Below are 23,327 nucleotides of genomic sequence, written 5' to 3'. Positions count from 1 at the left end.
GCATTGCTGGACGTGATAGAGCGCGCGGACCAGTTGGTGCTGAACTTCGTCTCGCAGGCGGCCGACGCCGCCCACGGCGTGCTCAGGGCCGACCAGCGACTCGACTTCGCCAGGCGGCTGCGGGCCAGGATCGAGGACGAGCGGGGCGGCAGCCAGAACGCGCGCGAGGTGGCGAAGGTGCTGGCGCGGTTCGGCGATCCGGCCGCCCTGGTCGAGCAGGAGGCCCGCAGGCTCGCCGGGGAGGGCGTCGCCACGCGGCGCGACACGTCCCCCGCCGCCGTCAACACTGCCGCCGCGAACACTGGCAGTGCGAACCCTGCCGCCGCGAACCCTCCGGGCGGGGCGGGCTCGACCCTGCGCTTCCCGGCCGTCGTGGACGACTCAGCCGTGGACGACTCAGCCGTGGACGGCCCGGACGCGCCGCCCGGCGTGCGGGCGTACCGCGAGATCGCGCGGGAGCGGCTCGGCGGGCGAGGGCGGGGCGGGCGGGAGCGGCGGGGCGGGCGGGGGATGCCGTTCGCGGGGCTGCGCAGGGCGGCCATGTCCAGCGCCAACCCCATGGCCACCGGGGGCCGCGACGCCAGGACCATACTCAAGGAGCATCCCCGCGACGCGGCCGCGATGGCGATCCTGGTCGTCGCGGCGCTGCTGGTGCCGTTCGGTCTGGCGCCGCTGGCGATCTTCCCGGTGCCCCTGGTGGTGTGGGCGCTGGGCGCGGCGACGGTGCTGCTCAGCGAGGGCTGGAAGGCGCGCGACAAGCTCGTCGGGGTCGGGGCGCCGCTGCTGGGCTATTCGGTGGGCGGCGCGCTCGTCGGCGGCCTGCGGGTCGGGACCGAGGCCGGGGCGCAGGCGTTCGTCGCGCAGTTCTTCGACGTGAGCGGCACGATGTTCATGATCGGTACGGGCCTCGGGGTCGTGTGGCTGGCCTACCGGCTGCTCGACGTCACCTGACCGGCGCGGGGCTGGGGAGCAGGCCGACGGCCAGGCGTACCCAGGCGGCGACGAACTGGTCCTTCTCCGGGTGCCCCGGCAACTCGCCCACGGTCTCCTGGAACAGCCGGTAATGCACCACGGCGCCGCCGAGCACGGCCGAGATGCCCGTCCAGTCGACCTCGGCGTCGCGGTATTCGGGCTGGGCCTGGAACCAGGTGACGATCGCGTCGAACATCGGCTGCAGCAGCCCCTCGCGCACGACCGCGACCAGCTCGGGGAACTGGCTCAGGTCGCGGAAGAACACCCGGGTCAGCTCCGACTCCTCGCGCACCTTCGCCAGCCCGGCGCGGCACACGTGGGACAGGCGCTCCTCCAGGTCGACCGAGGACTCCATGGTGCTCAGCTCGGCCAGGCTCCCGGCCACCTGGCTCCGCGTACGGCTCGCGTGCTCGTTGATGGCCGCGGCGAGCACCTCGTACTTGGACTTGAAGTGGCGGTAGAGCCCGCCGGCGCCGGGGGACAGCCCTGAGGCGGCCTCGATCTCGGCCACGGATGTGGCGGAGTAGCCCCTCTCGGCGAACAGCCTGAGGGCCTCATCGACGATCCGCTCACGGGTCGGTCTGGTCATGTCTGTGCTGATACCTCCGTAAGGAGAGTAATCGCTCCGGCGGACCACGTTTCCTGCGGCACGCTGCGAGGGCGGCGTCACGGGGCGGCGCGCCGGATCAGGCCCGCCAGCGCCGAGCCGGCGACCAGCCAGACGAGGGCGGCCAGGCCGTGGTTGACCAGGGTGGTCCAGCGCGGGTCGCCGAGCTGGAAGAGGTTGGCCAGCCCGAGGGACGACCCCGTGGCGAGCGTCTCGGCGAACTGGTACCAGACGTTGGCCGGGTTGGCCCTGAACACGGTGAAGGCCGCGTACAGCAGCAGCGCCAGCGCGGTCACCCTGGAGGCCAGGCTCACCAGATAGGCCGCGGCCCCGACGAGCCGCCGCCACGGCGTCACGACGAGGCCGCCGGGACGGGCCGGCCGGTGCGGGCGCGGCGGGGCGGAGGAGGCGACGAGCCGGTCTCCGGCCTGAGGCGGTTGGGGGGTGTCTGTCACGGCCGATCCTCTCCGATAAGTAATTCCTTTCTTCCCATTCCCGCGCTCGCGGAACAAGGGCCGTTACGCGGGGTAGGGGGTTGTTTGGCATCCTGCACATGTGATGACTGCGGTGGGATTCGACCTTGACATGACATTGGCCGACACGCGTACGGGCATCGCGGCCGTTTACGACGAGCTGGCCGTGCGATTGGGCGTGCCATTTGACAGCGCGGCGATCGTGGAGCGACTGGGACCGCCGCTGGAGACCGAGCTGGCCAACTGGCTGCCGCCGGAGGAGGTCCCGGCGGCGGCCGATCTCTATCGGGAGATATATCCGAAAATAGGGGTTCCGGTGCACACGGCCATGGCGGGCGCGTACGAGGCCATCGACGCCGTACGCGGGGCCGGCGGCCGGGTGATCGTGGTGACCGGCAAGAACACCCGCGACGCCGTCGGCACCGTCGAAGTGCTCGGGCTGGGGGTGGACGAAGTGGTCGGCTCGGTTTTCGGAGCGGCCAAGGGATCGGCACTCGCGCGCTTCGGCGCGGCGGCTTATGTTGGTGACCATGTCGCGGACATCGAGGCGGCCCGCGCAGGCGGCGCCGTGAGCGTGACGGTCGCGACCGGCCCTTACACAGTGGGAGAGCTGCGTGATCACGGAGCGGATGTGACCTTGGGCGACCTGACCGAATTCGCCGCCTGGTTCGCGGGCTGGCGTGGGCACGATGAACTTCGGTAATTGTCCGGCATTTACCCGGTCGCCCTGGCGCTTCCCGGGGCATAACCTACTTCCATCTGTCCTTCTTTTCGACTGTTTGAACGAGGTCCTCCTGTGCCGAGTGGCAAGGTCAAGTGGTACGACGCCGACAAGGGTTTCGGCTTCCTCACCCGCGACGACGGCGGTGAGGTCTTCGTGCATTCATCCGCGCTGCCCTCCGGTGCGGGCCCACTCAAGCCCGGCCAGAAGGTCGAGTTCGGAGTGGCCGAGGGCCGCCGGGGGCAGCAGGCGTTGTCCGTACGGATCCTGGAGCAGCCGCCCACGCTGGCCAAGCCCAAGCCGAAGGGCAAGCGGAAGAAGCCGGACGAGATGGTGGTCATCGTCGAGGACCTGATCAAGTTGCTCGACGACCTGTCGACCTCGTACCAGCGGGGCAAGCACCCCGACGCGGCCCACACCAAGAAGGTCGCCCAGGTCCTGCGCGCGGTCGCCGACGACCTCGACGCCTGACCCCTCCTCCTGACCCCTCCGACTGACCACGAACTCCTGACCCTCAGCGCCCCCTGACCCTCAGCGCCCCCTGACCCTCAGCGCCCCCTGGTCCCCAGCCCTGCCGCCCACCCCCGGCCGCGACGCCTGACCTCGACGCGGCCCCACCCCTCTGACCGCGACGCGGCCCCCGCACCCGTGACCGCGACGCCAGGCCCCCGCTCCCCGCGGGGGTCTCCAGGTCTCCACGGCCGGTGGCCCGCCGGGCGACGGGGCAGGTGTCAGGCGTTGGGGTTGGTGAGCGGTTTGGTGGTGTCGAGGGTGTCGGGGAGCGGTGGCTCGGCCGCGCGGTCGGTCGCACCGGGCCAGGGCCGGTCGGCGGGAGCCTCGGCGGCCGCCTCCGCGCGCTGACGGTGGAGCTTGCGCCTGGCGGCGCGTACCCGCCTGCCGCGGGCGACCAGCAGCCAGCCGAGCGCCACGGTGAGCACGGCGGCCAGCGTGACCAGCCCCGCCGTGCTGCTCTGGGTGAGCGACAGCACCAGCCCCACCAGGCCGCCGAACACCCAGGCGAGCTGGAGCATCGCCTCCACGACGCCGAACGTGGACGAGCGCACCTCCTCGCCGATCTCCCGCTGCACGATCGCGTCGAGAGCCAGCTTGCCCAGCTCCTGGGCGAACGCGGTCATCAGGGAGATCGCCAGCGCCGCCCAGATGCCGAAGAAGATCGCGGTCACGATGGCGGTGGCCACGGTGACGGCCAGCGTGACCAGCACGATGAGCTGCGGCGCGTTGTTGCGCGTCCAGTTCGCGACCACGGCGCCCGCCAGGCCGCCCAGCCCGGCCGCACCCGCCAGCAGGGCGATCGTCCGGGGAACGTCGAAGAACGAGTCACCCGCCACCCCGCCCGCCAGCCACGGCACCGCCGCGTCCTGGACCAGGAACAGCAGGAAGAACAGCAGGAAGCCGGAGAAGACGCGGATGGCCACGTTCGCCCAGACGGCCTCGGCGACCGCGGGCCCCACCTTGAGCAGGGTGCGCCAGCGCGGGGCGGCGCCCTCCTCCTCCAGCTCGGGGGAGTCGACGTGCCGCGGCAGGCGTACGGCGACGACGCCGAGCAGCAGGAAGGCGACCATCGCCACGCGCAGCACCGCCGCGCTGCCCAGCCACGCGGTCAGGCCCGCCCCGACCGGCACCGCCACGCCGGCCGAGACCAGCGTGAACAGCGCCACCCGCGCGTTGGCCGACACCAGCGTGATGTCGGCGGGCAGCACGCTCGGCATGATCGCCGCCCGCGACACGTTGTACGCCTTCGACAACACCAGCACGCCCAGTGCCCCGATGAACAACGTCGGCAGGTCACCGGGCCCCACGGCCGCGGCCATCGCGAAGCACAGCAGCCCCCGCCCGAACAGCGTGCCCGCCATCACGTAGCGCCGCCCCGACCTGAACCGGTCGAGTATGGGCCCCACGAACGGCGCCAGCAGCGCGAACGGCACCATCGTGATGACCAGGTAAAGCGCCACCGAGCCGCGCGCCTCGCCGACGGGCACCCCGAAGAACACCGTGCTGGCCAGCGCGACCGTGACGAGCGCGTCGCCCACGCTGTTGCCGGCCGACAGCTCGATCAGCCGGCCGAGCCCGGTGCGCCCGGCCCCGTTGGCGTAGGTGAGCCGCCGTGTGGCCGTACCGACTTTTCGCGCGCCCTTGGCGGTGGCTTTGCCCGCCCGCACGGTGCCGCTCGCGGTGGCCCTGGACGCGCGCACGCTCGCGCGTCCCGCGTCGGCGGCGCCCCGCGCCACCCGCCGCGAGATTTCCCGTGCTCGGTCCCAGCCTCCCTCCACGACTACCAGTCTTACCCGATTCGTAGGCGATCTCAGTGGGGGATCCGCCGTTGTGGGCCCCCGCAGGTCTCGTCATGGGTGAGAATGAAGTGTGAGCGAACAGCACCTTTCGGCGAAGGCGGCTCCAGGGGCGGCGCGATGAGCCGCACCAGGGCCCGTGTCTCCGCTCCCGACCAGGCGTGTGTCGCCGCGGTCGATCTGGCCAGGGCCGCGGCCGAGGAGCTGGCGCGGCCGGGCGAGCCCGGCGAGCACCTCGGCTACGAGAGCGAGGGCGACCGGATCGTCACCCACCACTTCGCCTGTCTCGATCCGGCCTATCGCGGCTGGCGCTGGGCGGTCACCGTCACCCGCGCCTCGCGGGCGAAAAAGGTGACCGTCAGCGAGGCGGTCCTGCTGCCGGGCTCCGGCGCGCTGCTCGCGCCCGAGTGGCTGCCGTGGAGCGAGCGTCTGCGTCCCGGCGATCTCGGCGTGGGCGACCTGCTTCCGGCCCCGGAAGACGACGACAGGCTCGCGCCGGGTTTCACCGAGACCGACGACGACGCCGAGCATCAGGCGCTTTTCGAGTACGGCCTGGGCCGGGCACGTGTGCTCTCGGCCATTGGCAAGGACCGGGCGGCCAGACGCTGGCACTCGGGCGAGCACGGGCCGCACACGCCGATCGCACACGCCGCTCCCGCGCAGTGTTCCACCTGCGGGTTCTACTGGCTGCTCGCGGGTGGCTTCCGGCAGTTGTTCGGGGTCTGCACTAACGAGTACGCCCCCGACGACGGCAAGGTCGTGGCGGCCGACCACGGCTGCGGCGCCCACTCCGAGGCCGCCGTGCTGCCGCCGCCGGTCGAGCAGGCCATCCCGATCCTCGACGACCTGGGCTACGACCTCATGGAGGAGATGGAGGAGGAGGCGGGCTCGGTCGACGAATCGGCCTCCGAGGAGCTCGGCCACTCCTGAGCGTGAGTGTCGGCGTCGGCTGGGCCGATCAGGGCTCTCCTGTCGGTGCGGGCCGCTAACCTACGGTGGCCCCCTACCCTCGACCAGGATCGTGATCGATGAGCGACACCTACGGCACTGACCGGATGCGCGCGGCCGTCCTCTCCGCATGGACGGCCTCGCCCGCCCGGTTCCGCGAAGACGCCAACGCGGAGGAGGACTTCGCGCTCGGCGGCTACCGCGACCGGCTGATCGTCGAGCTGGCCCAGAACGCGGCCGACGCGGCGCTGCGGGCCGGCGTGCCCGGGGTGCTGCGGCTGACGCTGAGCGGCGACGTGCTGACGGCCGCCAACGTCGGCGCGCCGCTCGACGCCACCGGCGTGGAGAGCCTGTCCACCCTGCGAGCCTCGGGCAAGCGTGACGAGGCCGGGGCGGCGGGCAGGTTCGGCGTCGGGTTCGCGGCGGTGGTGTCCGTCTGCGACGCGCCCTCGATCGGCTCGCGCGGGGCCGGCGCGGTCCGCTGGTCCCGTACGGAGACCGCCGCCATGGTCGCCGAGATCCCCGCGCTGGCGGGCGAGCTGGCCGGCCGGGGCGGGCACGTCCCGCTGCTGAGGCTGCCCTTCGACGAGCCGCCGCTCCTCGACGTCCCCGAGGGCTTCGACACCCTCGTCCGGCTCCCGCTGCGCGATCGGGCCGCCGTCGAGGCGGTGCGGGGCATGCTGGCCGAGACCAGCCCCGCGCTGCTGCTCGGCCTGCCCGCGCTGGGGCGCATCGAGATCGAGCTCGACGGGTCCCTGCGCACGGTCGTCGCCGACGGCTGGCACGTGGTGTCCGAGTCCGGCGAGTTCACCCCCGAGGAGGTCGGCAGGCTCTTCGCCGACCGGCCCACAGAAGAGCGCGCCCGCCCCTTCTGGGCGCTGCGCTGGGCGGTGCCCGTCACCGCCACCGGCGATCCCGACCCGCTGCCGGCCGCCGTGCCGCCGGTCGTGCACGCCCCGACGCCCAGCGACGAGCCCATCGACCTGCCCGCGCTGCTGATCGCGTCGTTCCCGCTGGCCACCGACCGGCGTCACGTGGCCAAGGGGCCGCTGACCGACTTCCTGATCGAACGCGTCGCCGACGCCTACGTCCGCCTGCTGCGGGAGCTGCCGCGCACCCCCAGGCTGCTCGACCTCGTGCCGTCCCTGATGGGCAAGGGCGAGCTGGACGCCCGCATCCGCCGGGCCGTGCTCGACCGCCTGCCCGCGACCCCGCTGCTGCCCGCGCTGTCCGCGCCCGCGCCCGCCGTGCAGACCCCGTCGTTCGCCGACGCGCGGGTCTACGAGCCCGACGCCGGGTGGCACGTCGAGCACCCCACGCCCGAGCCAGAGGGCGACGGCTGGGTGGTGGCCGGCCGTGAGGCCGCCGTCGTGCCGTCGGCCTCGGCCGAGCTGCTCGCCGCCGTGGCGGGCTTCGTGCCGGGGCTGCTGCCGGCCGGCTGGCCCGCCCGGCACCCCGCCATGGCCGCGCTCGGGGTGCGCAGGGTGGAGCTGTCCGACGTGGTCGACCTGCTGTCCGGCGAGGCCGTGGAGGCGCGTGAGCCGTCGTGGTGGCGCTCGCTCTACGAGGTGCTGCCGGTCGACGACCCCGAGTCGCTGGGCGCGCTGCCGGTGCCGCTGACCGACGGCCGGCTCGTACGCGGGCCGCGGGGCACGCTCATCCTGTCCGACGGGGGCGCCGAGCTGGATCTGACCCCGCTGGGGCTGCGCATCGTGCATCCCGAGGCGGCCCACCCGACGCTGCTGCGGCTGGGCGCCGCCGAGGCCACGCCGCGCACGGTGCTCGACGACCCGCTGACCAAGGCCGCCGTCGCCCAGTCGCTCGACAGCCCCGACCCGGAGCCGGTGGCGCGGGCCGTGCTGTCGCTGGTGGCGGCGTCGGGGCTGGTGCCGGGCGAGGCCCCGTGGCTGGCCGAGCTGGCCCTGCGCGGCGCCGACGGCGAGCTGTACCCGGCGGGCGAGCTGATGCTGGCCGAGGGGGCGCTGGCCGGGCTGCTGGAGGCCGACACGCATCTGGGGGTGGCGGCGGCCGAGCTGGAGGAGACCTACGGCTCGCGGGTGCTGGCGGCGGCCGGGGTGCTCGACGGGTTCGCGGCGGTGCACGAGTCCGACGTGCTGCTCGACCCCGACGACTGCGACCACGACCTCGACGGCGAGGCCGAGTGGCTCGACCACGTGCTCGACCTGCTGCCCGAGCTCGACGTGCCGCCGCTGGTGCCCGAGTTCGTGGCGGTGCGCGACCTGGAGCTGGTGGCCGACTGGCCGGCGGCGCTCGAGCTGCTGACCAGGCCGCCGCTGCGGGCCGCCCTGCACCCGCTGCGCGTCGAGGGCGTGGAGGTGCCGTCCTACACGGCGTGGTGGCTGGCGGGCCATCCGGTGCTGGGCGGTCGCAGGCCTCGGGAGCTGCGGCTGCCGGGGGCCGATCCGCTGCTCCAGGGCCTCTACGCCGACGCGCCCGCCGGGCTCGACGAGGCCGCGCTGTCGATGCTCGGCGTCCGTACGACGCTGTCGGAGCTGCTGTCCTCCCACGGCGGCCCTGAAGAGCTGCTCGATCTGATGGCCGACGAGTCGATCGAGGTCGACCGGGCCCAGTTGCGTGCCCTGTGGATCGCGCTGGCCGCGGTCGACCCCGCGCGGGTGGCGCCGCCGTCGCGGGTGCGGGCGGTGCTCGGCGGGGCGATCGTGGTCGCCGGGGCCGACGACGCCGTCGTGGTGGAGGCGCCCGACCTGCTGCAGCTCGTGGTCGACCGGCCGCTGGTGCTGGCCTCCTACGACCTGGCGGAGGCGCTGTCGGAGCTGCTCGACCTGCCGCTCGCCGGTGAGCTGACCTCGGGCGAGGTGACCTCGGAAGGGGTCACGCGGGAGGTGCCCGCCGAGGTGCGGTCCCTGCTGCCCGCCGCGCCCGAGACGTACGTGGAGCACGAAAAGCTGCTGGTCGACGACGTGGAGTGCGCCTGGCGGTTCTTCGACGGCACCGTGCACTGCACCGGGGTCGACGGGCTGGCCAGAGGGCTGGCCTGGGCGACGGGGCAGTGGAACGACCGGCTGGCGGTGGCCGCGCTGCTGCGCGACCCGGGCGCGGTGCCGCTGCTGCTGGCCGAGGCCGACCTGTCCTGAGTCCCGTGGCCTCGTGACGCATGGCCCGCACTCGGCTGGCCCGCACTCGGCTGGCCCGCACTCGGCGTCGTCGCCGGGTGCGGGCCTGCCCGCGGGTGTCAGGCGGCGCAGGTGCTGCCGTCGGCGGGCACCTTGCCCTCCAGCACGTACGCGTTCACCAGCCCCGTCACGCACCCGTCGCCGGTCAGATAGGCGCCATGGCCCTCGCCCCCGTAGGTGACCAGGACGCCCGTCTTGAGCTGCTTCGCCAGTTTCGGGGCCCACTCGTACGGCGTGGCCGGGTCGCCCTTGCCGCCGATGACCACGATGGGCGCCGAGCCGGTGGCGTCGATGCGCTTGGCCGTGTCGTCCCCCTGCACCGGCCAGTGCGCGCACGTCCCGGTGACCCCTCCGGCGATCGACAGGATCGGGAAGATCTCGCGGACCTTCTCGTTGACCTCGGCGCTCTGTGCGGCGGTCGGCCGTTCGGCGTTGTCCGCGCAGTTGATCGCGCTCAGGCTCGTCATCATCGTCGTGTACGTCCCGTCCGCCCGGCGGCCCGTGTAGGCGTCGGCCAGGGCGAGCAGGATGGTGGCGTTGCCCTTGCGCGCGGCGGCGACGGACTGCTCCAGCATCGTCCAGCTCTGCTTGGCGTACAGCGGGGTGATGATGGCCAGTTGCCCCAGCGCGTACGTCAGCTCGCGGTCGCCCACCTTGATCGGCTTGGTCCTGAGGCCGTTCAGCAGGTCCGTGACCGTCCGCTCGACGGCGGCCGGGTCGGCCCCCAGCTCGCAGCTCTGCGCCACGCAGTCCTTGGCGAACGCGTCGAAGGCCCGGTCGAAGCCCGCCGCCTGGGTCAGGGCCCGCTCCTCGAAGGTCACCGTCGGGTCGAAGGCGCTGTCGAGGACGAAGCGGCCGACGCTCTTGGGGAACTGGGTGGCGTAGACGGCGCCGAGGTGGGTGCCGTACGAGAGGCCGAAGTAGTTGAGCTGCTCGTCGCCGAGCGCGGCCCTGAGCAGGTCGAGGTCCTTGGCGGCCTGCACCGTGCCGACGTACGGCAGCACCTTGCCGGAGTCCTGCAGGCAGGCGGCGGCCAGCTCCTTGGCCAGCTTGTCCGCGTCGGCGTCGGGAGCGGCGTCCATGAGCTTGTCCACCTGGTCGCCGCACCTGACGCCCGAGCTGCGCTCGACGCCGCGCGGGTCGAAGCTGACCAGGTCGTAGCGGCTGCCCAGCTCGGCGAACGTGGTGGCGAGCGCGGGCAGCGCGTCCACGCCCGAGCCGCCGGGGCCGCCGAAGTTGAAGACGAGCGAGCCGAGCCGGTCGCCGGTGGCCTTGACGCGGATGAGCGCGAGGTCGATCTTCTCGCCGTCCGGCTTGGCGTGGTCGAGGGGGACCGGGATCGTGGCGCACTCGACGCCGGGGCCGGGGGTGGTCGGCTTGCCGTCGGGGCCGACGAGGTCGGTGCACCTGCCCCAGGCGATCGCGCCCGCCGCTTTCCCGGGGGTGGCGGCCGGCGGGTCGGCGGTGCCGCAGGCGGTGAGGACGGTCGCGCCCAGGAGGAGTGTCACGATGGGCTTCTTCATGGGAAAAGCATGGTTTGGCGGGCATATGCCGAGGTAGTGGGGGAAAACACCACTTCCAGGTGACTTCGGCGAACGGCCGGAGATGACGAATGTCAGCGTCCGCCAAGGACGCCTGTCAGCTCACCGGGACGGGCTCGCAGCTCACCGGGACGGGCTCGCAGCCCAGCGGGGCGGGCCGCAGCCCACCGGACGGGCCGCAGGCCAGCGCCCGGTCACCGGCGTCGAGGCCCGGAGGGCGGATCGGCCCTCGTCAGCCGCGCCGGGGACGGCTGACGAACCAGATGCCGAAGAAGCCGAAGCCCACCCCGGTCACGCAGGTCCAGATCCACCACGTGTTCTCGGGGGCGGGGCGGAAGATCAGCAGCACGACCAGGGCGATCGCCCACAGGGCGGTGCCGGCGGCGATGGCGGCGGTGTCGTTGGTCTTGATCGGCTCAGGGTCGGGATGCCACTGCTTGTCCACGTATTCAGCCTAGCTTCCAATCGGGTCTCGATCTCATCACTGGCTCTTTTCGCAGTTCACCGCGACTGTCACTCTTCGCGTCGTGAGTGACACTCGTAATGCAATAGATCGTTTCTTCGCAATCTCCGCACGTGGTTCGACGGTCTCCCGTGAGGTGCGGGGAGGGCTGGCCACGTTCTTCACCATGGCGTACATCGTGGTGCTGAACCCGCTGATCATCGCCAACGGCAAGGACGTGGAGGGCCAGTTCATCGGTGACGGCACGGTGCCCAACGTGGCGCTGGTCGCGGCCGGTACGGCGTTCGTGGCCGGCGTGCTGACGATCCTCATGGGGGTCGTCGGCAAGGTGCCCTTCGCGATGGCGGCCGGGCTGGGCCTGAACGCCTTCGTCACCTTCACCATCGCCTCGGTGATGACCTGGGAGGAGGCCATGGGCCTGGTCTTCCTCGAAGGTGTGATCATCGCGATCCTGGTGCTGACCGGGCTCAGGACGGCGGTCTTCCACGCCATCCCGGCCCAGCTCAAGACCGCGATCAGCGTGGGCATCGGCCTGTTCATCGCGTTGATCGGCTTCGTGGACGCCGGTTTCGTGCGCAAGGCCGCCGGCACGCCCCTGGAGCTGGGCATCGGCGGCGCCCTCACGTCGTGGCCGATCCTCGTCTTCATCGTCGGGCTGCTGGCCACGGCCGCGATGGTGGCGCGCAAGGTCAAGGGCGCCATCCTCATCGGCATCGTCGGCACCACGATCCTGGCGATCGTCGTCGAGTCGCTGGTCAAGGCGGGCAGCTTCGCGGCGGACAACCCGGGCGGGTGGCAGCTCAACCGTCCCGTCGTGCCCGAGGAGATCTTCGGCTTCCACAACCCGCTCGCGCTGTTCACCGAGTTCGACCCGTTCGGCGGGTTCGTCCGGGTGGACGTGCTGCTGGCCGGGCTGTTCGTGTTCACCCTGCTCATCACGGACTTCTTCGACACCATGGGCACCATCGTGGGCGTCGGCCGCCAGGCCGACCTGGTGCAGAAGGACGGCACGCTGCCGCGTACGAGGGAGATCCTGCTCGTCGACTCGCTGGGCGCGGCGGCCGGCGGCGCGGGCTCGGTCTCCTCGAACACCACCTACATCGAGTCGGCGGCCGGCGTCGGCGAGGGCGCCCGCACCGGCCTCGCCAGCGTGGTCACGGGGCTGTTGTTCCTGGTGGCGATCTTCTTCGCGCCGCTGGTCACGATCGTGCCCTACGAGGCCGCGGCTCCCGCGCTGGTGCTGGTGGGCTTCATGATGATGACCGCGATCCGCGACATCGAATGGAACGACTTCGAGATCTCCATCCCGGCGTTCCTCACCATCGTGATCATGCCGTTCACGTACTCGATCTCGAACGGCATCGGCGCCGGCTTCATCAGCTACGTGCTGATCAAGGTGGTGCGTGGCAAGGCCAGGGAGGTCCACCCGCTGCTGTGGGGCGTGGCCGTGCTGTTCGCCCTGTACTTTGCGATCGGTCCGATCAGGGCGTTGTTCGGGGTCTGACCGAGGGCAGGTGAGGGAAGATCGGAGCCGCTCCGCGCAAGTGGGGCGGCTCTGGAGTATCAAGGAGTGAGACGGACGTATATGGGGAAATATCTTGTCTTCCACTATAGTTAGCAAAGGTAATGACTCATGCTAACCAACACCCAGCCCAAGATGGACCTGCGCAGCGACGCGGGTCTCGCTTCAGCCCTGCGCGTTTCACTCGCCCGGCTGACCCGACGCCTACGACGACAGGCGGCAGCCCACTCGCTGACTCCCACACAGTTCGCGACGCTCGCCGCGGTGGAACGGCATTCCGGGATAACCCCCGGCGAATTGGCCGATCTCGAGAAGGTGCAGCCCCCCTCGATGACGCGCGTGATCGCCGCGCTAGAGGAACGCGGCCTGGTCGCCCGCAGCCCGCATCCGACCGACCGGCGTCAGGTGACCGTCTCGGTGACCGAGGCCGCGGCGAAGCTGCTGAAGGAGGAGCGGCGGCGCAAGGAGGCGTGGCTGACGCAGCGGCTGAAGGAGCTGTCTCCGGAGGAGCGGTCGATCCTGCGGCAGGCGGCGCCGATCCTGGAGAAGCTCAGCAGGATATAGAGCCTGAAGAACCCAGGACCGGAATGTTCCGGTCTCTCAAGGTTCGCAATTACCGCATGTTCGCAGCCGGGGGCGTCGTCTCCAACGTGGGCACCTGGCTGCAGCGCACCGCCCTCGACTGGCTGGTGCTCGATCTGACCCACGGCAGCGGCGCGGCGCTCGGATTCGCGACCGCGCTGCAGTTCCTGCCGATGCTGCTGTTCGGGATGTTCGGCGGCGTGCTCGCCGACCGCTACCCCAAGCGCCCCATCCTCGTCATCGCCCAGTCGCTCATGGCCGCGCTGGCCCTCACCATCGCCATCCTCACGATGACGGGCGCCGCCCAGGTCTGGCACGTGTACGTGATGGCGTTCCTGCTCGGGCTGATCTCCTGCGTGGAGATACCGTCGCGGCAGGCGTTCGTGGTCGAGATGGTCGGCCGCGCGGACCTGCCCAACGCGATCGCGCTCAACAGCTCCATCTTCAACCTGGCCCGCGTGGTCGGCCCGGCCCTCGCCGGTCTGCTGATCTACGTGCTCGGCGGCACCGGGCCGATCTTCCTGATCAACGCGCTGACCTTCGGCGCCGTGATCTCCAGCCTGGTCTTCATGCGCAAGTCCGAGCTGAACCCCGCCGAGCCCGTCCCCAGGGCCAAGGGCCAGTTGCGCGAGGGGCTCAAGTACGTGCTCCAACGCGAGGAACTGCTGCTGCCGGTCCTGCTGATCGGGTTCGTGTCGATGTTCTCGCAGTCGTTCTCGATGTCGATCGCGCTGATGGCCCGCCAGGTGTTCCAGGCGGGGGCGTCCTCGTTCGGGCTGGCCTCCAGCATGTTCGCGATCGGGGCGCTCGGCGGCGCGCTGCTGGCGGCGCGGCGGGCGCGGCTGACGCGGAAGGTGCTGTTCCTGGGTGCGATCGGGTTCGGGCTGTTCCAGATCGCCACGGCGGTGGCGCCGTTCTATCCCGTTTACCTGGTTCTGCTGGTGCCGACCGGGATCGCGTTGATCACCATCAACACGGCCGCGAACGCCAGCGTCCAGATCGCCACGTCCCCCGAGATGCGGGGGCGGGTCATGGGGATCTACATCCTGGTGTTCACCGGCGGGACGCCCCTGGGGGCGCCGCTGATCGGGTGGCTGTCCGAGCTGGGCGGGCCGCGCGTCGGAGTGCTGCTGTCCGGCGTCCTGGTCCTGGTCGGGACCGGGCTGGCGGTGGTGCTGACGCGGTTGATCAGCTCACGCGTCAGGAAGCCCGCGCTCGCGGTGGCCTGAGCGGTGGCATGAGTCGCGCGCCGTCGTCGCGATGGGCCTTGTCGTGAGGAGTCGCGATGGTCTTGTCGTGAGGAAGCGTGGGCGCGGGCAGAATCGGGTGGCATGAGGCTCTTCGCGGCGCTCGTGCCGCCCGACGCGATACTGGACGAGCTGTCGCACGCCATCGCTCCCCACGTCGGGCAGGTGCCGGGGCTGCGCTGGCCCGACCGGGCGACCTGGCACATCACGCTGGCCTTCTTCGGCGAGGTGCCCGAGGAGGTGCTGCCCGAGCTGGAGGTGCGGCTGGCCCGCGCCGTACGCCGCCACCACGTGCTGGACCTGGCCTTCGACGGCTTCGGGGCGTTCTCGTCCGCGCGGCGGGCCCGCGTCCTCTGGGCCGGCGTCACCGGCGACTCCATGATCAGGCTCGCCGACTCGGTGAAGGCGGGGGCGCGCCGGGCCGGGGCCGTAGAGACGGACGAGAAGCGGTTCCACCCGCACCTCACGCTGGCCCGCGCCAAGGCGGAGATGGACCTGCGGCCGCTGGTCGAGTCGTTGGCGGGCTTCAGCGGCTCGCCGTGGCGGGCCGAGCGCGTACGTCTCGTCCGCAGCCACACCGGGGCCCAGGTGAGGTACGAGTCACTCGCCGAATGGGCGCTGGCACCCGCCGAGCAGAGCTAGGCTCCAGGTCGTGGATCGTCCTCGTCCCTGGCTGTTGCCCATCGTGCTGGGCCTGCTCCTGCTGATCGTGATCGTCGGAGCCGTGCTGAGCTGACCCCGCCCGCGCCTGCCCGGCCCGGGGTGCGGGGCGGCGCGACCTCCGGGACCCGCCGCCCCGGCGCGACTCACCAGGCGTAGTCCTCGGGGGCCGTGCGGTGGCCGGGGAAGATCTCGTCGAGACGCGACAGCGCGGCCTCGTCCAGGTCGATCTCCAGGGTGCGCAGGCTGCCTTCGAGCTGCTCCAGGGTGCGCGGGCCGATGATCGGGGCCGCGACCGCGCGCTGCTCGAGCAGCCAGGCCAGGGCCACGTTGGCCGGGTCCTCGCCCAGTTCGTCGCAGAACTTCTCGTACTGCTCGATCTGGTCGCGGTGCTTCTCCAGCTCCTTGACCATGTTGTCGGCGGCCGAGCGGCCCTTGTCGGCCTTGCGCAGCACGCCGCCGAGCAGCCCGCCGGCCAGCGGGCTCCACGGGATCACGCCGAGCCCGTAGTCCTCGCACGCGGGCAGCACCTCGAGCTCCGGGGCGCGCGTGAGCAGGTTGTAGTGCGACTGCTCGCTGATCAGGCCGGTGAAGTTGCGCCGGGCCGCCGTCTCCTGGGCCTTGGCGATGTGCCAGCCCGCGAAGTTCGACGAGCCCACGTAGATGATCTTGCCCTGCTGTCGCAGGATCTCCATGGCCTCCCAGAACTCCTCGAACGGGGTGTTCCTGTCGACGTGGTGGGCCTGGTAGATGTCGATGTGGTCGGTCTGCATGCGCTTCAGCGAGGCGTCGCAGGCCCTGCGGATGTGCAGGGCCGACAGCTTGCCCTCGTTGGGCCAGTCGCCCATGTCGCCGTAGACCTTGGTCGCGATGACCGTCCGCTCCCGACGCCCGCCGCCCTGGGCGAACCACCGGCCGAGGATGTTCTCGGTGATCCCCTCGCCCTTGGCCCAGCCGTACACGTTGGCGGTGTCGAAGAAGTTCAGCCCCAGCTCGTGGGCCCGGTCCATGATCGCGAAGGAGTCTTCCTCCGAGGTGCGCGGGCCGAAGTTCATGGTGCCGAGGCAGAGCGGGCTCACCTGGAGGCCGCTGCGTCCGAGGTTGACGTATTCCATGACTCAACCCTAAAGACCTGGAGTGTGCTCCAGGCCATAGACTCGCTTCATGATCTCGGACGACGTGAGCGCCTGGCCCCCACCGCCCCGTTCGACGTGATCGCCCTGCTCAGGGCGGCGCTGCCGATCTGCCTGGCGATGATCGCGGGCATGGTGGGCTCGCTGACGGTCACCTCGGTGCTCGGTCAGCACGACACGGTCACCCTGGCCGCCTTCGCCGTGGCGACCGCCGTGCTCAACCCCGCGAGCGCGGCCGTCCAGGGTGCGCTGCGCGGGCTCGGGCCGTTCGTCGCGCCCTTCAGGGACGAGCCCGCGGCGGCCGTGCCGGTGGTGCGCGACGCGCGCTGGCTCAGCCTCGCCACGGGCACGGTGGGCGCCCTCGTGCTGCTCTGCGTGCCGCTGATCGCCGGGGCCGCCGGGGTGCCGCCCGAGGTGGTACGCGAGCTGGGCCTCCTGCCCTGGTTCCTGGCCGGCTATCTCCTGATCTTCGCCTCCACCGGCGGCGCGAGCACGATCCTGATCGCCCTCGGGCGCAGCCGCAACGTGCTCTGGCCCACCCTGGCCTTCGGGGTGGGGCTGGGCGCGCTCAGCGCCGCGCTGGTGCCCCCGCTGGGCCTGCTGGGGGTGGGGATCGCCTGGCTGGTGTCTGGGGCGGTGTCGGCGGGCGTGGCGAGCTGGAACCTGCGCCGCGCGATCGGGCGGCCCATCGGCCAGGGACGGCCCAGGATGCGCGAGATCGCCGAACTGGCGAGGGTCAGCGTCCCGCTGGCGGGCACCGTACTCATCAAGTTCGCCGTGTTGGGGGTGGTGACCTTCGCGGCCGGCGCCACGGGCACCCGTGACACCGCTGCCCACGCGGTGCTGTCGCTGCTGACCGGCTTCATCATGCTCACCTCGCTGTCCGTCGGCCAGGCCGCGGTGCCCGAGGTGGCCCGCGCCGCCGACCCCGCGGGGGCGCGGCGGGCCCACCGCACCGCGGTCATGCTCGCCGTGTCGGGGACGCTGGTGGTGGCCGCCCTGCTGCTCGGGTTCGGCGGGCACCTGCTGGTGCTGTTCAGCGACGACGTGGCGGTGCGGGACCGGGTGTACGCGCTGCTGCCGCTGATGTTGCTGTCCGCGGCGTTCGACGCCGCGCAGGCGGTGCAGGGCACCGGGCTCACCGCGCTCAAGCGGTCGGCGGCCGGCCTGCTGAACTTTGCCGTCGCCTACGGCCTGCTCGTCCTGGCCGCCGTCCCCGTCGCCAGGACCTGGGGGATCACCGGGCTGTGGACGGCCATGGCGGCGGCCAACGGGCTGCTGGTCGTGCTGCAGGGCCTCGGGTTCCGCCGCCACAGCGCCAGGGTGGGCGCGCGGGCGGTCACCGGCGGCAGCGCCGCGTGAGGCGTCGCCCGCCCCTGGCACGTTCGCCGGTGGTGCATGATGGCGGCGTGGGGGACTTCGTGACCAGGATGCTCGCCGTCGTGGCGGCCGTCTGCCTGTGGCCTGCCGCTCCGGCCTTCGCGGCGGACGACGACGGGCCGGAGCGGCTGTTCACCTTCAAGGATTCGCGGATCACGGAGTCGAGCGGGCTGGCCGTGTCGCCGACGCGCGACGGCGTCTACTACACGCACAACGACAGCGCCGCCGCTCCGACGTTCTACGCCGTGGACGGCGGCGGACGCACGCTCGCCACCTTCCAGGTGCGCGGGGCGGAGGCCCGCGACTGGGAGGGCATGGCGGCGACCAGAGACCCGCGGACGGGGCGGGGCGTGCTCTGGTTCGCCGACATCGGCGACAACCTCGACGGCGCGTGGCCGAACGTCTCCGTGTACAAGGTGACCGAGCCCCGCACGCTCCGCGACGCCACGGTGCCCGCCGTCCGCTACCGCTTCCGGTACGCCGACGGCGCCCGCAACGCGGAGGGCATCATGGTCCACCCGAAGACCGGGCGGCTCTACGTGGTGTCCAAGGAGTTCGCCGGATCGGTCTACGAGGCGCCGAAGACGCTGCGTACCGACCGGGTCAACGTGCTGCGCAAGGTGGGCAACGCGCCCATCATGGCCACCGACGCCGCCTACGCGCCCGACGGCTCGTCCTACGTGATCAGGACGTACTTCTCCGCCACCCTCTACCGGCCCTCGGGCGAGACCCTCGCCAGGGTGACGATGCCGGAGTTGAAGCAGGCCGAGTCGATCGCCTACACGGCCGATGGGAAGGCGCTGCTCACCGGGTCGGAGGGGCCGAGCAGCCCGGTCTACCGGGTGCCGATCCCCGGCGGGGCGGGGGCCACGCCGTCCGCCACGCCCAGCCCGGTCGGGGCCGCCGACGAGACGGCCGCCGCCGCTGACGAGAGCGCCGCCGCCGCGCCCGCCGCCGGCTCGGGCGGGCTGACCGTGCGGAACGTGGTCATCTGGCTGGCCGCAGCGGCGGGCGCGATCGGTGTGATCACGTTCCTGGCCCGGCGCACCCGCTGACCGTCGCCGGGGTGGTCAGGGCGCGCGGCGCAGGGCGGCGGTGAAGAGGTCGCCGCGCAGGGCGCGTTCGACCACCTCGACCGAACGCGACAGCCGCACCAGCCGGGGGCCCTCCTCCCGGTACGTGTCGAGCACCGCCTCGACGGCGTGCGGCGGCAGGTGGCCCTTGAGGTCGACGGCCGCCGCCCGGTAACCGGCGCGGGCCGCCTCGATGGCCGATCGGACGTGGTGGCGGGCCATGGCGGCCAGCGCCACCGGGTGCCGCCTGAGCACCTCGTACGCCCGGTAGTCCGGCGGCACCGCGTCGAGCAGCCAGGCCACGGCCGAGGTCTCCCAATCGGGGACGCTGGGCGGGCGGACCTCGGGAGGCCACTCCGGCGGGACGTACATGGGGACATCGTACTCATGTTCGATTCGCCCGGATATGGCGGGGAAGGCCAGTAAGTCGGAAAATCGTCGTGTGACGGAAAAGATAGGAGTCGTGGGCGCGGGCATCGTCGGCCTGGCGGTGGCGCGCGAGCTGGCCGCGGCCAGGGGCGCCGAGGTCACCGTGCTGGAGAAGGAGGGGCGCGTCGGCGCCCACCAGACCGGGCACAACAGCGGCGTCGTGCACGCGGGCATCTACTACCCGCCGGGCTCGCTCAAGGCCAGGCTCTGCCGGGAGGGCGTGGCGCTGCTCAAGGAGTACTGCGCCGCGCACGACCTGCCGTACCACGAGGTCGGCAAGCTGGTCGTGGCGAGCACCCACGCCGAGCGCCCGCTGCTGAACGCGCTGGCCGAGCGGGCGCGGGCCAACGGCGTGCCGGGCATCGCCGAGCTGGACGCGCTCGCGCTGCGCGAGGTCGAGCCGCACGCGGTCGGCGTCGGCGCCATCCACTCGCCGCACACCGCGATCTGCGACTTCCCGGCCGTCGCGGCGCGGCTCGCGCAGGACGTCGCCGAGCTGGGCGGCTCCGTACGCACCGGGCACCCGGTCAGGGCGATCAGGGAACGGTCGGGCAAGGTCGAGGTGCTGGCGGGGCGGCGCAGGTTCGCCTTCGACCGCCTGGTGGTGTGCGCGGGCCTGGGCACCGACGCGGTGGCCGGGATGACCGGGGTGGCGGGTGACGTGCGGATCGTCCCGTTCAGGGGAGAGTTCTACGCGCTCAAGGGCGCCGCCACGGACCTGGTGCGCGGGCTGATCTATCCCGTGCCCGACCCCCGGTACCCGTTCCTGGGGGTGCACCTGACGCGGCAGATCGGCGGGGGCGTGCTGGTGGGGCCGAACGCGGTGCTCGCCCTGGCGTACGAAGGCTACAAACGACGAAATTTCCGTAATTTTCGGCAAATTCTTGGTTGGCCGGGCACCCTCCGCATGGCCAGGGCCCACTGGCGTACCGGGCTCAAGGAGGTCTACGGCTCCCTCGCCAAGAGCGCGTTCCTCAAGGGCGCCCGCCGTTACGTGCCCGAACTGACCGCCGCCGACCTGGAACGTGCCCCCGGCGGCGTCCGCGCCCAGGCGGTGGCCAGGGACGGCCGCCTCGTGGACGACTTCGTGGTGGACGTGCACGGCCAGGTCGTCCTCGTACGCAACGCGCCCTCGCCCGCGGCCACCTCAAGTCTGGCCATTGCCCGGCACATTGCCGGAATTGTCCCAGCACTCGTCCGATGAGGGCATCCTTGGATGTGATGGAATCACACCTGCTGATAGTCGAGGACGACCCCAACATCCTCGAACTCCTCGCCGCGAGCCTGAGGTTCGCGGGTTTCGACGTGACCACGGCGAAGAGCGGCCTCGACGCCGTCGCCGCGGTCCAACGCCACCGCCCCGACCTCGTCGTGCTCGACGTCATGCTGCCCGACCTCGACGGTTTCGAGATCGTCAAGCGGCTGCGCGGCGGCGGGCTGCACACGCCGGTGGTGTTCCTGACCGCCCGTGACGAGACCGAGGACAAGATCCGCGGCCTCACGATCGGCGGCGACGACTACGTGACCAAGCCGTTCAGCCTGGAGGAGGTGGTCGCCAGGATCCACGCCGTGCTGCGCCGTACGAGCGGGGAGTCGCAGGCGGCCCCGCCCAGGCTGACGTTCGCCGACATCGAGCTGGACGAGGAGAGCCACGAGGTGTGGCGCGGCGGCAACGCCGTGGCGCTGTCGCCGACCGAGTTCAAGCTCCTGCGCTACTTCATGACGAACGCGGGCCGGGTCCTGTCCAAGCCGCAGATCCTCGACCACGTGTGGGACTACGACTTCCGGGGCGAGGTGGGCATCGTCGAGTCGTACGTGTCCGTGCTCCGCCGGAAGATCGACAACCGGAGCCCGCGGCTCATCCACACCCTGCGCGGTGTGGGTTACGTGCTGCGCCTGCCGCCGGGTCCCTAATGCGCGGCCTGCCGCTGAGGGTCAAGCTGATGGCGTCGATGCTGGCGCTCCTCGGCATCGGCATGTCCTTCATCGGCGTGGTGAGCGTCTCGGTGCTGCACGGCTATCTCCTCGACCGCGTGGACAGCCAGCTCGTCCTGCTGAGCGCGCGCATGGAGAAGAAGGTCAAGAGCGACTGGAAGAACGACAGGGAGACCGCGGAACGGCCCATCCTCATCGAGTCGGACGCGATCGCCCTGGTCAGGGAGTCGGGCGGGCCCTTCGTGCCGATGCTGACCGACCGTGACGTGGACCTGAAGCCCAAACCGGTGCTGGCGCCGTCGCCCGGACCCGACCCCTACACCGCGCCCGCCATCCGGGGCGGCGGCGAGTGGCGGGTGCTGGAGACCGACAAGAAGTGGCGCACGCTCGTGGTCGCGGTGGACCTGGAGGAGGTGGACGCGATCACCCGGCGCCTGGCGCTCATCGAGCTGCTGGGCGGCGGCGGGATCCTGCTCATCCTGGCCGTGGCGGGCGTCACGATCGTCAGGCGCAGCATGCGGCCGCTGGGCGAGATCGAGCGTACGGCCGAGGCCATCTCAGGGGGCCAGCTCGGCCGCCGGGTGCCGGACGGCGATCCGCGTACCGAGGTGGGCGGCCTGGCCAGGTCGCTCAACGGGATGCTGGCCCAGATCGAGAGCGCCTTCGCCGCCAGGTCGGCCTCCGAGGCGGCGGCCCGCCGCTCCGAGGACCGGATGCGGCAGTTCGTCGGCGACGCCTCCCACGAGCTGCGCACCCCGCTGACCTCGATCCGCGGCTTCGCCGAGTACGCCAGGCAGAACCCGCAGGCCGACCCCGCCGAGCTGATGCAGCGCGTGGAGCAGGCCGCGGGCCGCATGAGCGTGCTGGTGGACGACCTGCTGCTGCTGGCCAGGGTGGACCAGCAGCGCCCACTGCGGATGCAGCCCGTGGACATGCTGGCGCTGGCCGCCGACGCCGTGCAGGACGCCCGGATCCTCGCCCCCGACCGGCTGATCAAGCTGGACGTGGTCGGCGGCACGGCCCTGATCGTCTCCGGCGACGAGGTACGCCTGCGCCAGGTCATCAGCAACCTCGTCACCAACGCCATCGTGCACACCGAGCCCGGCTCCCCGATCATCGTGCGGGCCGGGGCGCACACGGGCCGGCTCTTCGTCGAGGTCGTCGACAGCGGCCCCGGCCTGCCCCCCGAGCAGGCCGAGCACGTCTTCGAGCGCTTCTACCGGGCCGACTCGGCCCGCTCGCGCCGCCGCGCGGCCGAGGACCGGGGCAGCGGGCTGGGCCTGGCCATCGTGCGGGCCCTCGTCCTGGCCCACGGCGGCACGGTCACCGTGAACAGCTCGGTCGCGAACGGCTCCACCTTCCGCGTCGAGCTCCCGCTCGCCCTCGACTGAACCCGCTCGCGGGGCCCGCCGGACTCCCACTCGAATTGCAGTCGCCCTTCAGGAAACCCTCAGGTGCCTGAGTCACTCTGATGAGGTGACGAAACCCGAAGCGCTGATCATGGTAGTCGACGACGAGCCCAGCATCAGGGATCTGCTCTCCGCCAGCCTGCGCTTCTCCGGGTTCGAGGTTCTCACCGCCGCCGACGGCGAGGAGGCCGTGGAGGTGGCCATCCGCGCCTCGCCCGACCTCGTGGTGCTCGACGTGATGCTGCCCGACCTGGACGGGTTCGAGGTGGCCAAGCGCATCGACGCGCCGGTGCTGTTCCTGACCGCCCGCGAGGCGACCGAGGACAAGATCGCGGGGCTGCGGGTGGGGGACGACTACGTGACCAAGCCGTTCAGCCTGGAGGAGGTGCAGGCCAGGATCCGGGCGGTGCTGCGGCGTACGCGGGCGGAGGTCGCGCCCGCCAGCAAGCTCAAGGTCGCCGACCTGGAGCTGGACGAGGACGCCCGCGAGGTCTGGCGCGGCGGGCGGCAGGTGCGGCTCTCGCCCACCGAGTTCAAGCTGCTGCACTACTTCATGGTCAACGCCGGTCGCGTGCTGTCGAAGGCGCAGATCCTCGATCACGTCTGGAACTACGACTTCGGCGGCGACGCGGGCGTGGTCGAGTCGTACGTGTCGTACCTCAGGCGCAAGGTGGACGACGTCGAGCCGCGGCTCATCCACACCCTGCGCAGCGTCGGCTACGTGCTCAGAGAGCCGCCTCAGGGCTGAGCGGCGTCGTGGCGGCAGGC

Annotated in this window: 22 protein-coding genes; 15 read left to right on the top strand and 7 right to left on the bottom strand. The window is 71.9% G+C overall.

The window, feature by feature from the left end; genetic code table 11:
- Nucleotides 1-12 precede the first annotated feature (12 nt).
- Nucleotides 13-951, top strand: coding sequence for a hypothetical protein (locus ACZ6S0_RS43990; protein ID WP_465925378.1), 939 nt, complete (start codon nucleotides 13-15; stop codon nucleotides 949-951).
- Here ACZ6S0_RS43990 and ACZ6S0_RS43985 read toward each other — a convergent pair.
- Together ACZ6S0_RS43985 and ACZ6S0_RS43980 are read right to left on the bottom strand one after the other, a co-directional pair.
- Nucleotides 944-1,561 (bottom strand): TetR/AcrR family transcriptional regulator, encoded by a 618-nt coding sequence (locus tag ACZ6S0_RS43985; RefSeq protein ID WP_465925376.1) that lies wholly within the window; start codon nucleotides 1,559-1,561, stop codon nucleotides 944-946. The genes ACZ6S0_RS43990 and ACZ6S0_RS43985 overlap by 8 nt on opposite strands.
- A 77-nt stretch (nucleotides 1,562-1,638) precedes the next feature.
- Nucleotides 1,639-2,034 (bottom strand): hypothetical protein, encoded by a 396-nt coding sequence (locus tag ACZ6S0_RS43980; RefSeq protein WP_465925374.1) that lies wholly within the window; start codon nucleotides 2,032-2,034, stop codon nucleotides 1,639-1,641.
- Nucleotides 2,035-2,137: 103 nt separating this feature from the next.
- On the opposite strand from ACZ6S0_RS43980, the gene ACZ6S0_RS43975 reads away from it, so the two are divergent.
- Entirely contained in the window at nucleotides 2,138-2,755 is a 618-nt protein-coding gene (locus ACZ6S0_RS43975) for an HAD family hydrolase (RefSeq protein WP_465925406.1), read from the top strand.
- A 93-nt stretch (nucleotides 2,756-2,848) separates the two neighbouring features.
- Nucleotides 2,849-3,244: a cold-shock protein gene (locus ACZ6S0_RS43970; RefSeq protein WP_344877667.1), complete on the top strand. Its 396-nt coding sequence runs from the start codon at nucleotides 2,849-2,851 to the stop codon at nucleotides 3,242-3,244.
- 260 nt (nucleotides 3,245-3,504) lie between these two features.
- Here the strand turns inward: ACZ6S0_RS43970 and ACZ6S0_RS43965 are convergent, their stop codons facing one another.
- Nucleotides 3,505-5,064, bottom strand: coding sequence for an MFS transporter (locus ACZ6S0_RS43965; RefSeq protein WP_465925372.1), 1,560 nt, complete (start codon nucleotides 5,062-5,064; stop codon nucleotides 3,505-3,507).
- 138 nt (nucleotides 5,065-5,202) lie between these two features.
- Here ACZ6S0_RS43965 and ACZ6S0_RS43960 point away from each other — a divergent pair, with 138 nt between their 5' ends.
- Nucleotides 5,203-6,012 (top strand): DUF3027 domain-containing protein, encoded by an 810-nt coding sequence (locus ACZ6S0_RS43960; protein WP_465925370.1) that lies wholly within the window; start codon nucleotides 5,203-5,205, stop codon nucleotides 6,010-6,012.
- 98 nt (nucleotides 6,013-6,110) lie between these two features.
- Nucleotides 6,111-9,146: a sacsin N-terminal ATP-binding-like domain-containing protein gene (locus tag ACZ6S0_RS43955; protein WP_465925368.1), complete on the top strand. Its 3,036-nt coding sequence runs from the start codon at nucleotides 6,111-6,113 to the stop codon at nucleotides 9,144-9,146.
- A gap of 98 nt (nucleotides 9,147-9,244) precedes the next feature.
- Here ACZ6S0_RS43955 and ACZ6S0_RS43950 read toward each other — a convergent pair whose 3' ends face one another.
- Nucleotides 9,245-10,708, bottom strand: a complete 1,464-nt coding sequence (locus ACZ6S0_RS43950) for an alpha/beta hydrolase (RefSeq protein WP_465925366.1) — start codon at nucleotides 10,706-10,708, stop codon at nucleotides 9,245-9,247.
- 250 nt (nucleotides 10,709-10,958) lie between these two features.
- Nucleotides 10,959-11,171 carry a DUF2530 domain-containing protein gene (locus tag ACZ6S0_RS43945; RefSeq protein ID WP_465925364.1) on the bottom strand — a complete coding sequence of 71 codons (213 nt, stop codon included), beginning with the start codon at nucleotides 11,169-11,171 and terminating at the stop codon, nucleotides 10,959-10,961.
- Between the two features lie 82 nt (nucleotides 11,172-11,253).
- Between ACZ6S0_RS43945 and ACZ6S0_RS43940 the strand changes: the two genes are divergently transcribed.
- The 4 genes from ACZ6S0_RS43940 (at nucleotide 11,254) to thpR (ending at nucleotide 15,182) form a co-directional block, all read left to right on the top strand.
- A complete protein-coding gene (locus ACZ6S0_RS43940; RefSeq protein WP_465925362.1) occupies nucleotides 11,254-12,693 on the top strand; it encodes an NCS2 family permease in 1,440 nt (479 codons plus the stop codon).
- Nucleotides 12,694-12,822: 129 nt separating this feature from the next.
- Nucleotides 12,823-13,275: a MarR family winged helix-turn-helix transcriptional regulator gene (locus ACZ6S0_RS43935; RefSeq protein ID WP_344877681.1), complete on the top strand. Its 453-nt coding sequence runs from the start codon at nucleotides 12,823-12,825 to the stop codon at nucleotides 13,273-13,275.
- Nucleotides 13,276-13,298: 23 nt separating this feature from the next.
- The gene (locus ACZ6S0_RS43930) at nucleotides 13,299-14,522 is read left to right on the top strand and encodes an MFS transporter (RefSeq protein WP_465925360.1); all 1,224 of its coding nucleotides are present in this window, start codon (nucleotides 13,299-13,301) and stop codon (nucleotides 14,520-14,522) included.
- Nucleotides 14,523-14,624: 102 nt separating this feature from the next.
- A complete protein-coding gene (gene thpR, locus ACZ6S0_RS43925) occupies nucleotides 14,625-15,182 on the top strand; it encodes an RNA 2',3'-cyclic phosphodiesterase (RefSeq protein WP_465925358.1) in 558 nt (185 codons plus the stop codon).
- A gap of 164 nt (nucleotides 15,183-15,346) precedes the next feature.
- Here the strand turns inward: thpR and ACZ6S0_RS43920 are convergent, their stop codons facing one another.
- The gene (locus ACZ6S0_RS43920; RefSeq protein ID WP_465925356.1) at nucleotides 15,347-16,315 is read right to left on the bottom strand and encodes an aldo/keto reductase; all 969 of its coding nucleotides are present in this window, start codon (nucleotides 16,313-16,315) and stop codon (nucleotides 15,347-15,349) included.
- Nucleotides 16,316-16,339: 24 nt separating this feature from the next.
- Between ACZ6S0_RS43920 and ACZ6S0_RS43915 the strand changes: the two genes are divergently transcribed.
- Nucleotides 16,340-17,695, top strand: a complete 1,356-nt coding sequence (locus ACZ6S0_RS43915; RefSeq protein ID WP_465925354.1) for an MATE family efflux transporter — start codon at nucleotides 16,340-16,342, stop codon at nucleotides 17,693-17,695.
- A gap of 47 nt (nucleotides 17,696-17,742) precedes the next feature.
- A complete protein-coding gene (locus tag ACZ6S0_RS43910) occupies nucleotides 17,743-18,768 on the top strand; it encodes a hypothetical protein (RefSeq protein WP_465925352.1) in 1,026 nt (341 codons plus the stop codon).
- Between the two features lie 15 nt (nucleotides 18,769-18,783).
- On the opposite strand, the gene ACZ6S0_RS43905 is transcribed toward ACZ6S0_RS43910, so the two are convergent.
- Nucleotides 18,784-19,158, bottom strand: coding sequence for a hypothetical protein (locus ACZ6S0_RS43905; RefSeq protein WP_465925350.1), 375 nt, complete (start codon nucleotides 19,156-19,158; stop codon nucleotides 18,784-18,786).
- Nucleotides 19,159-19,192: 34 nt separating this feature from the next.
- Between ACZ6S0_RS43905 and lhgO the strand changes: the two genes are divergently transcribed.
- The 4 genes from lhgO to ACZ6S0_RS43885 all read left to right on the top strand — a co-directional run bounded on the left by lhgO (nucleotide 19,193) and on the right by ACZ6S0_RS43885 (nucleotide 23,307).
- Nucleotides 19,193-20,419 carry an L-2-hydroxyglutarate oxidase gene (lhgO, locus tag ACZ6S0_RS43900; protein WP_465925348.1) on the top strand — a complete coding sequence of 409 codons (1,227 nt, stop codon included), beginning with the start codon at nucleotides 19,193-19,195 and terminating at the stop codon, nucleotides 20,417-20,419.
- Nucleotides 20,420-20,436: 17 nt separating this feature from the next.
- The gene (locus ACZ6S0_RS43895; RefSeq protein ID WP_344877698.1) at nucleotides 20,437-21,129 is read left to right on the top strand and encodes a response regulator transcription factor; all 693 of its coding nucleotides are present in this window, start codon (nucleotides 20,437-20,439) and stop codon (nucleotides 21,127-21,129) included.
- A gap of 29 nt (nucleotides 21,130-21,158) precedes the next feature.
- The gene (locus ACZ6S0_RS43890) at nucleotides 21,159-22,541 is read left to right on the top strand and encodes a HAMP domain-containing sensor histidine kinase (protein ID WP_465925345.1); all 1,383 of its coding nucleotides are present in this window, start codon (nucleotides 21,159-21,161) and stop codon (nucleotides 22,539-22,541) included.
- Nucleotides 22,542-22,650: 109 nt separating this feature from the next.
- The gene (locus tag ACZ6S0_RS43885) at nucleotides 22,651-23,307 is read left to right on the top strand and encodes a response regulator transcription factor (RefSeq protein ID WP_465925404.1); all 657 of its coding nucleotides are present in this window, start codon (nucleotides 22,651-22,653) and stop codon (nucleotides 23,305-23,307) included.
- Nucleotides 23,308-23,327: the final 20 nt, after the last annotated feature.

This window comes from Nonomuraea sp. NPDC051298, from assembly GCF_055586305.1.
Note: the sequence above shows the minus strand (reverse complement) of the source record. Positions and strands in the feature narration are given on the sequence as shown.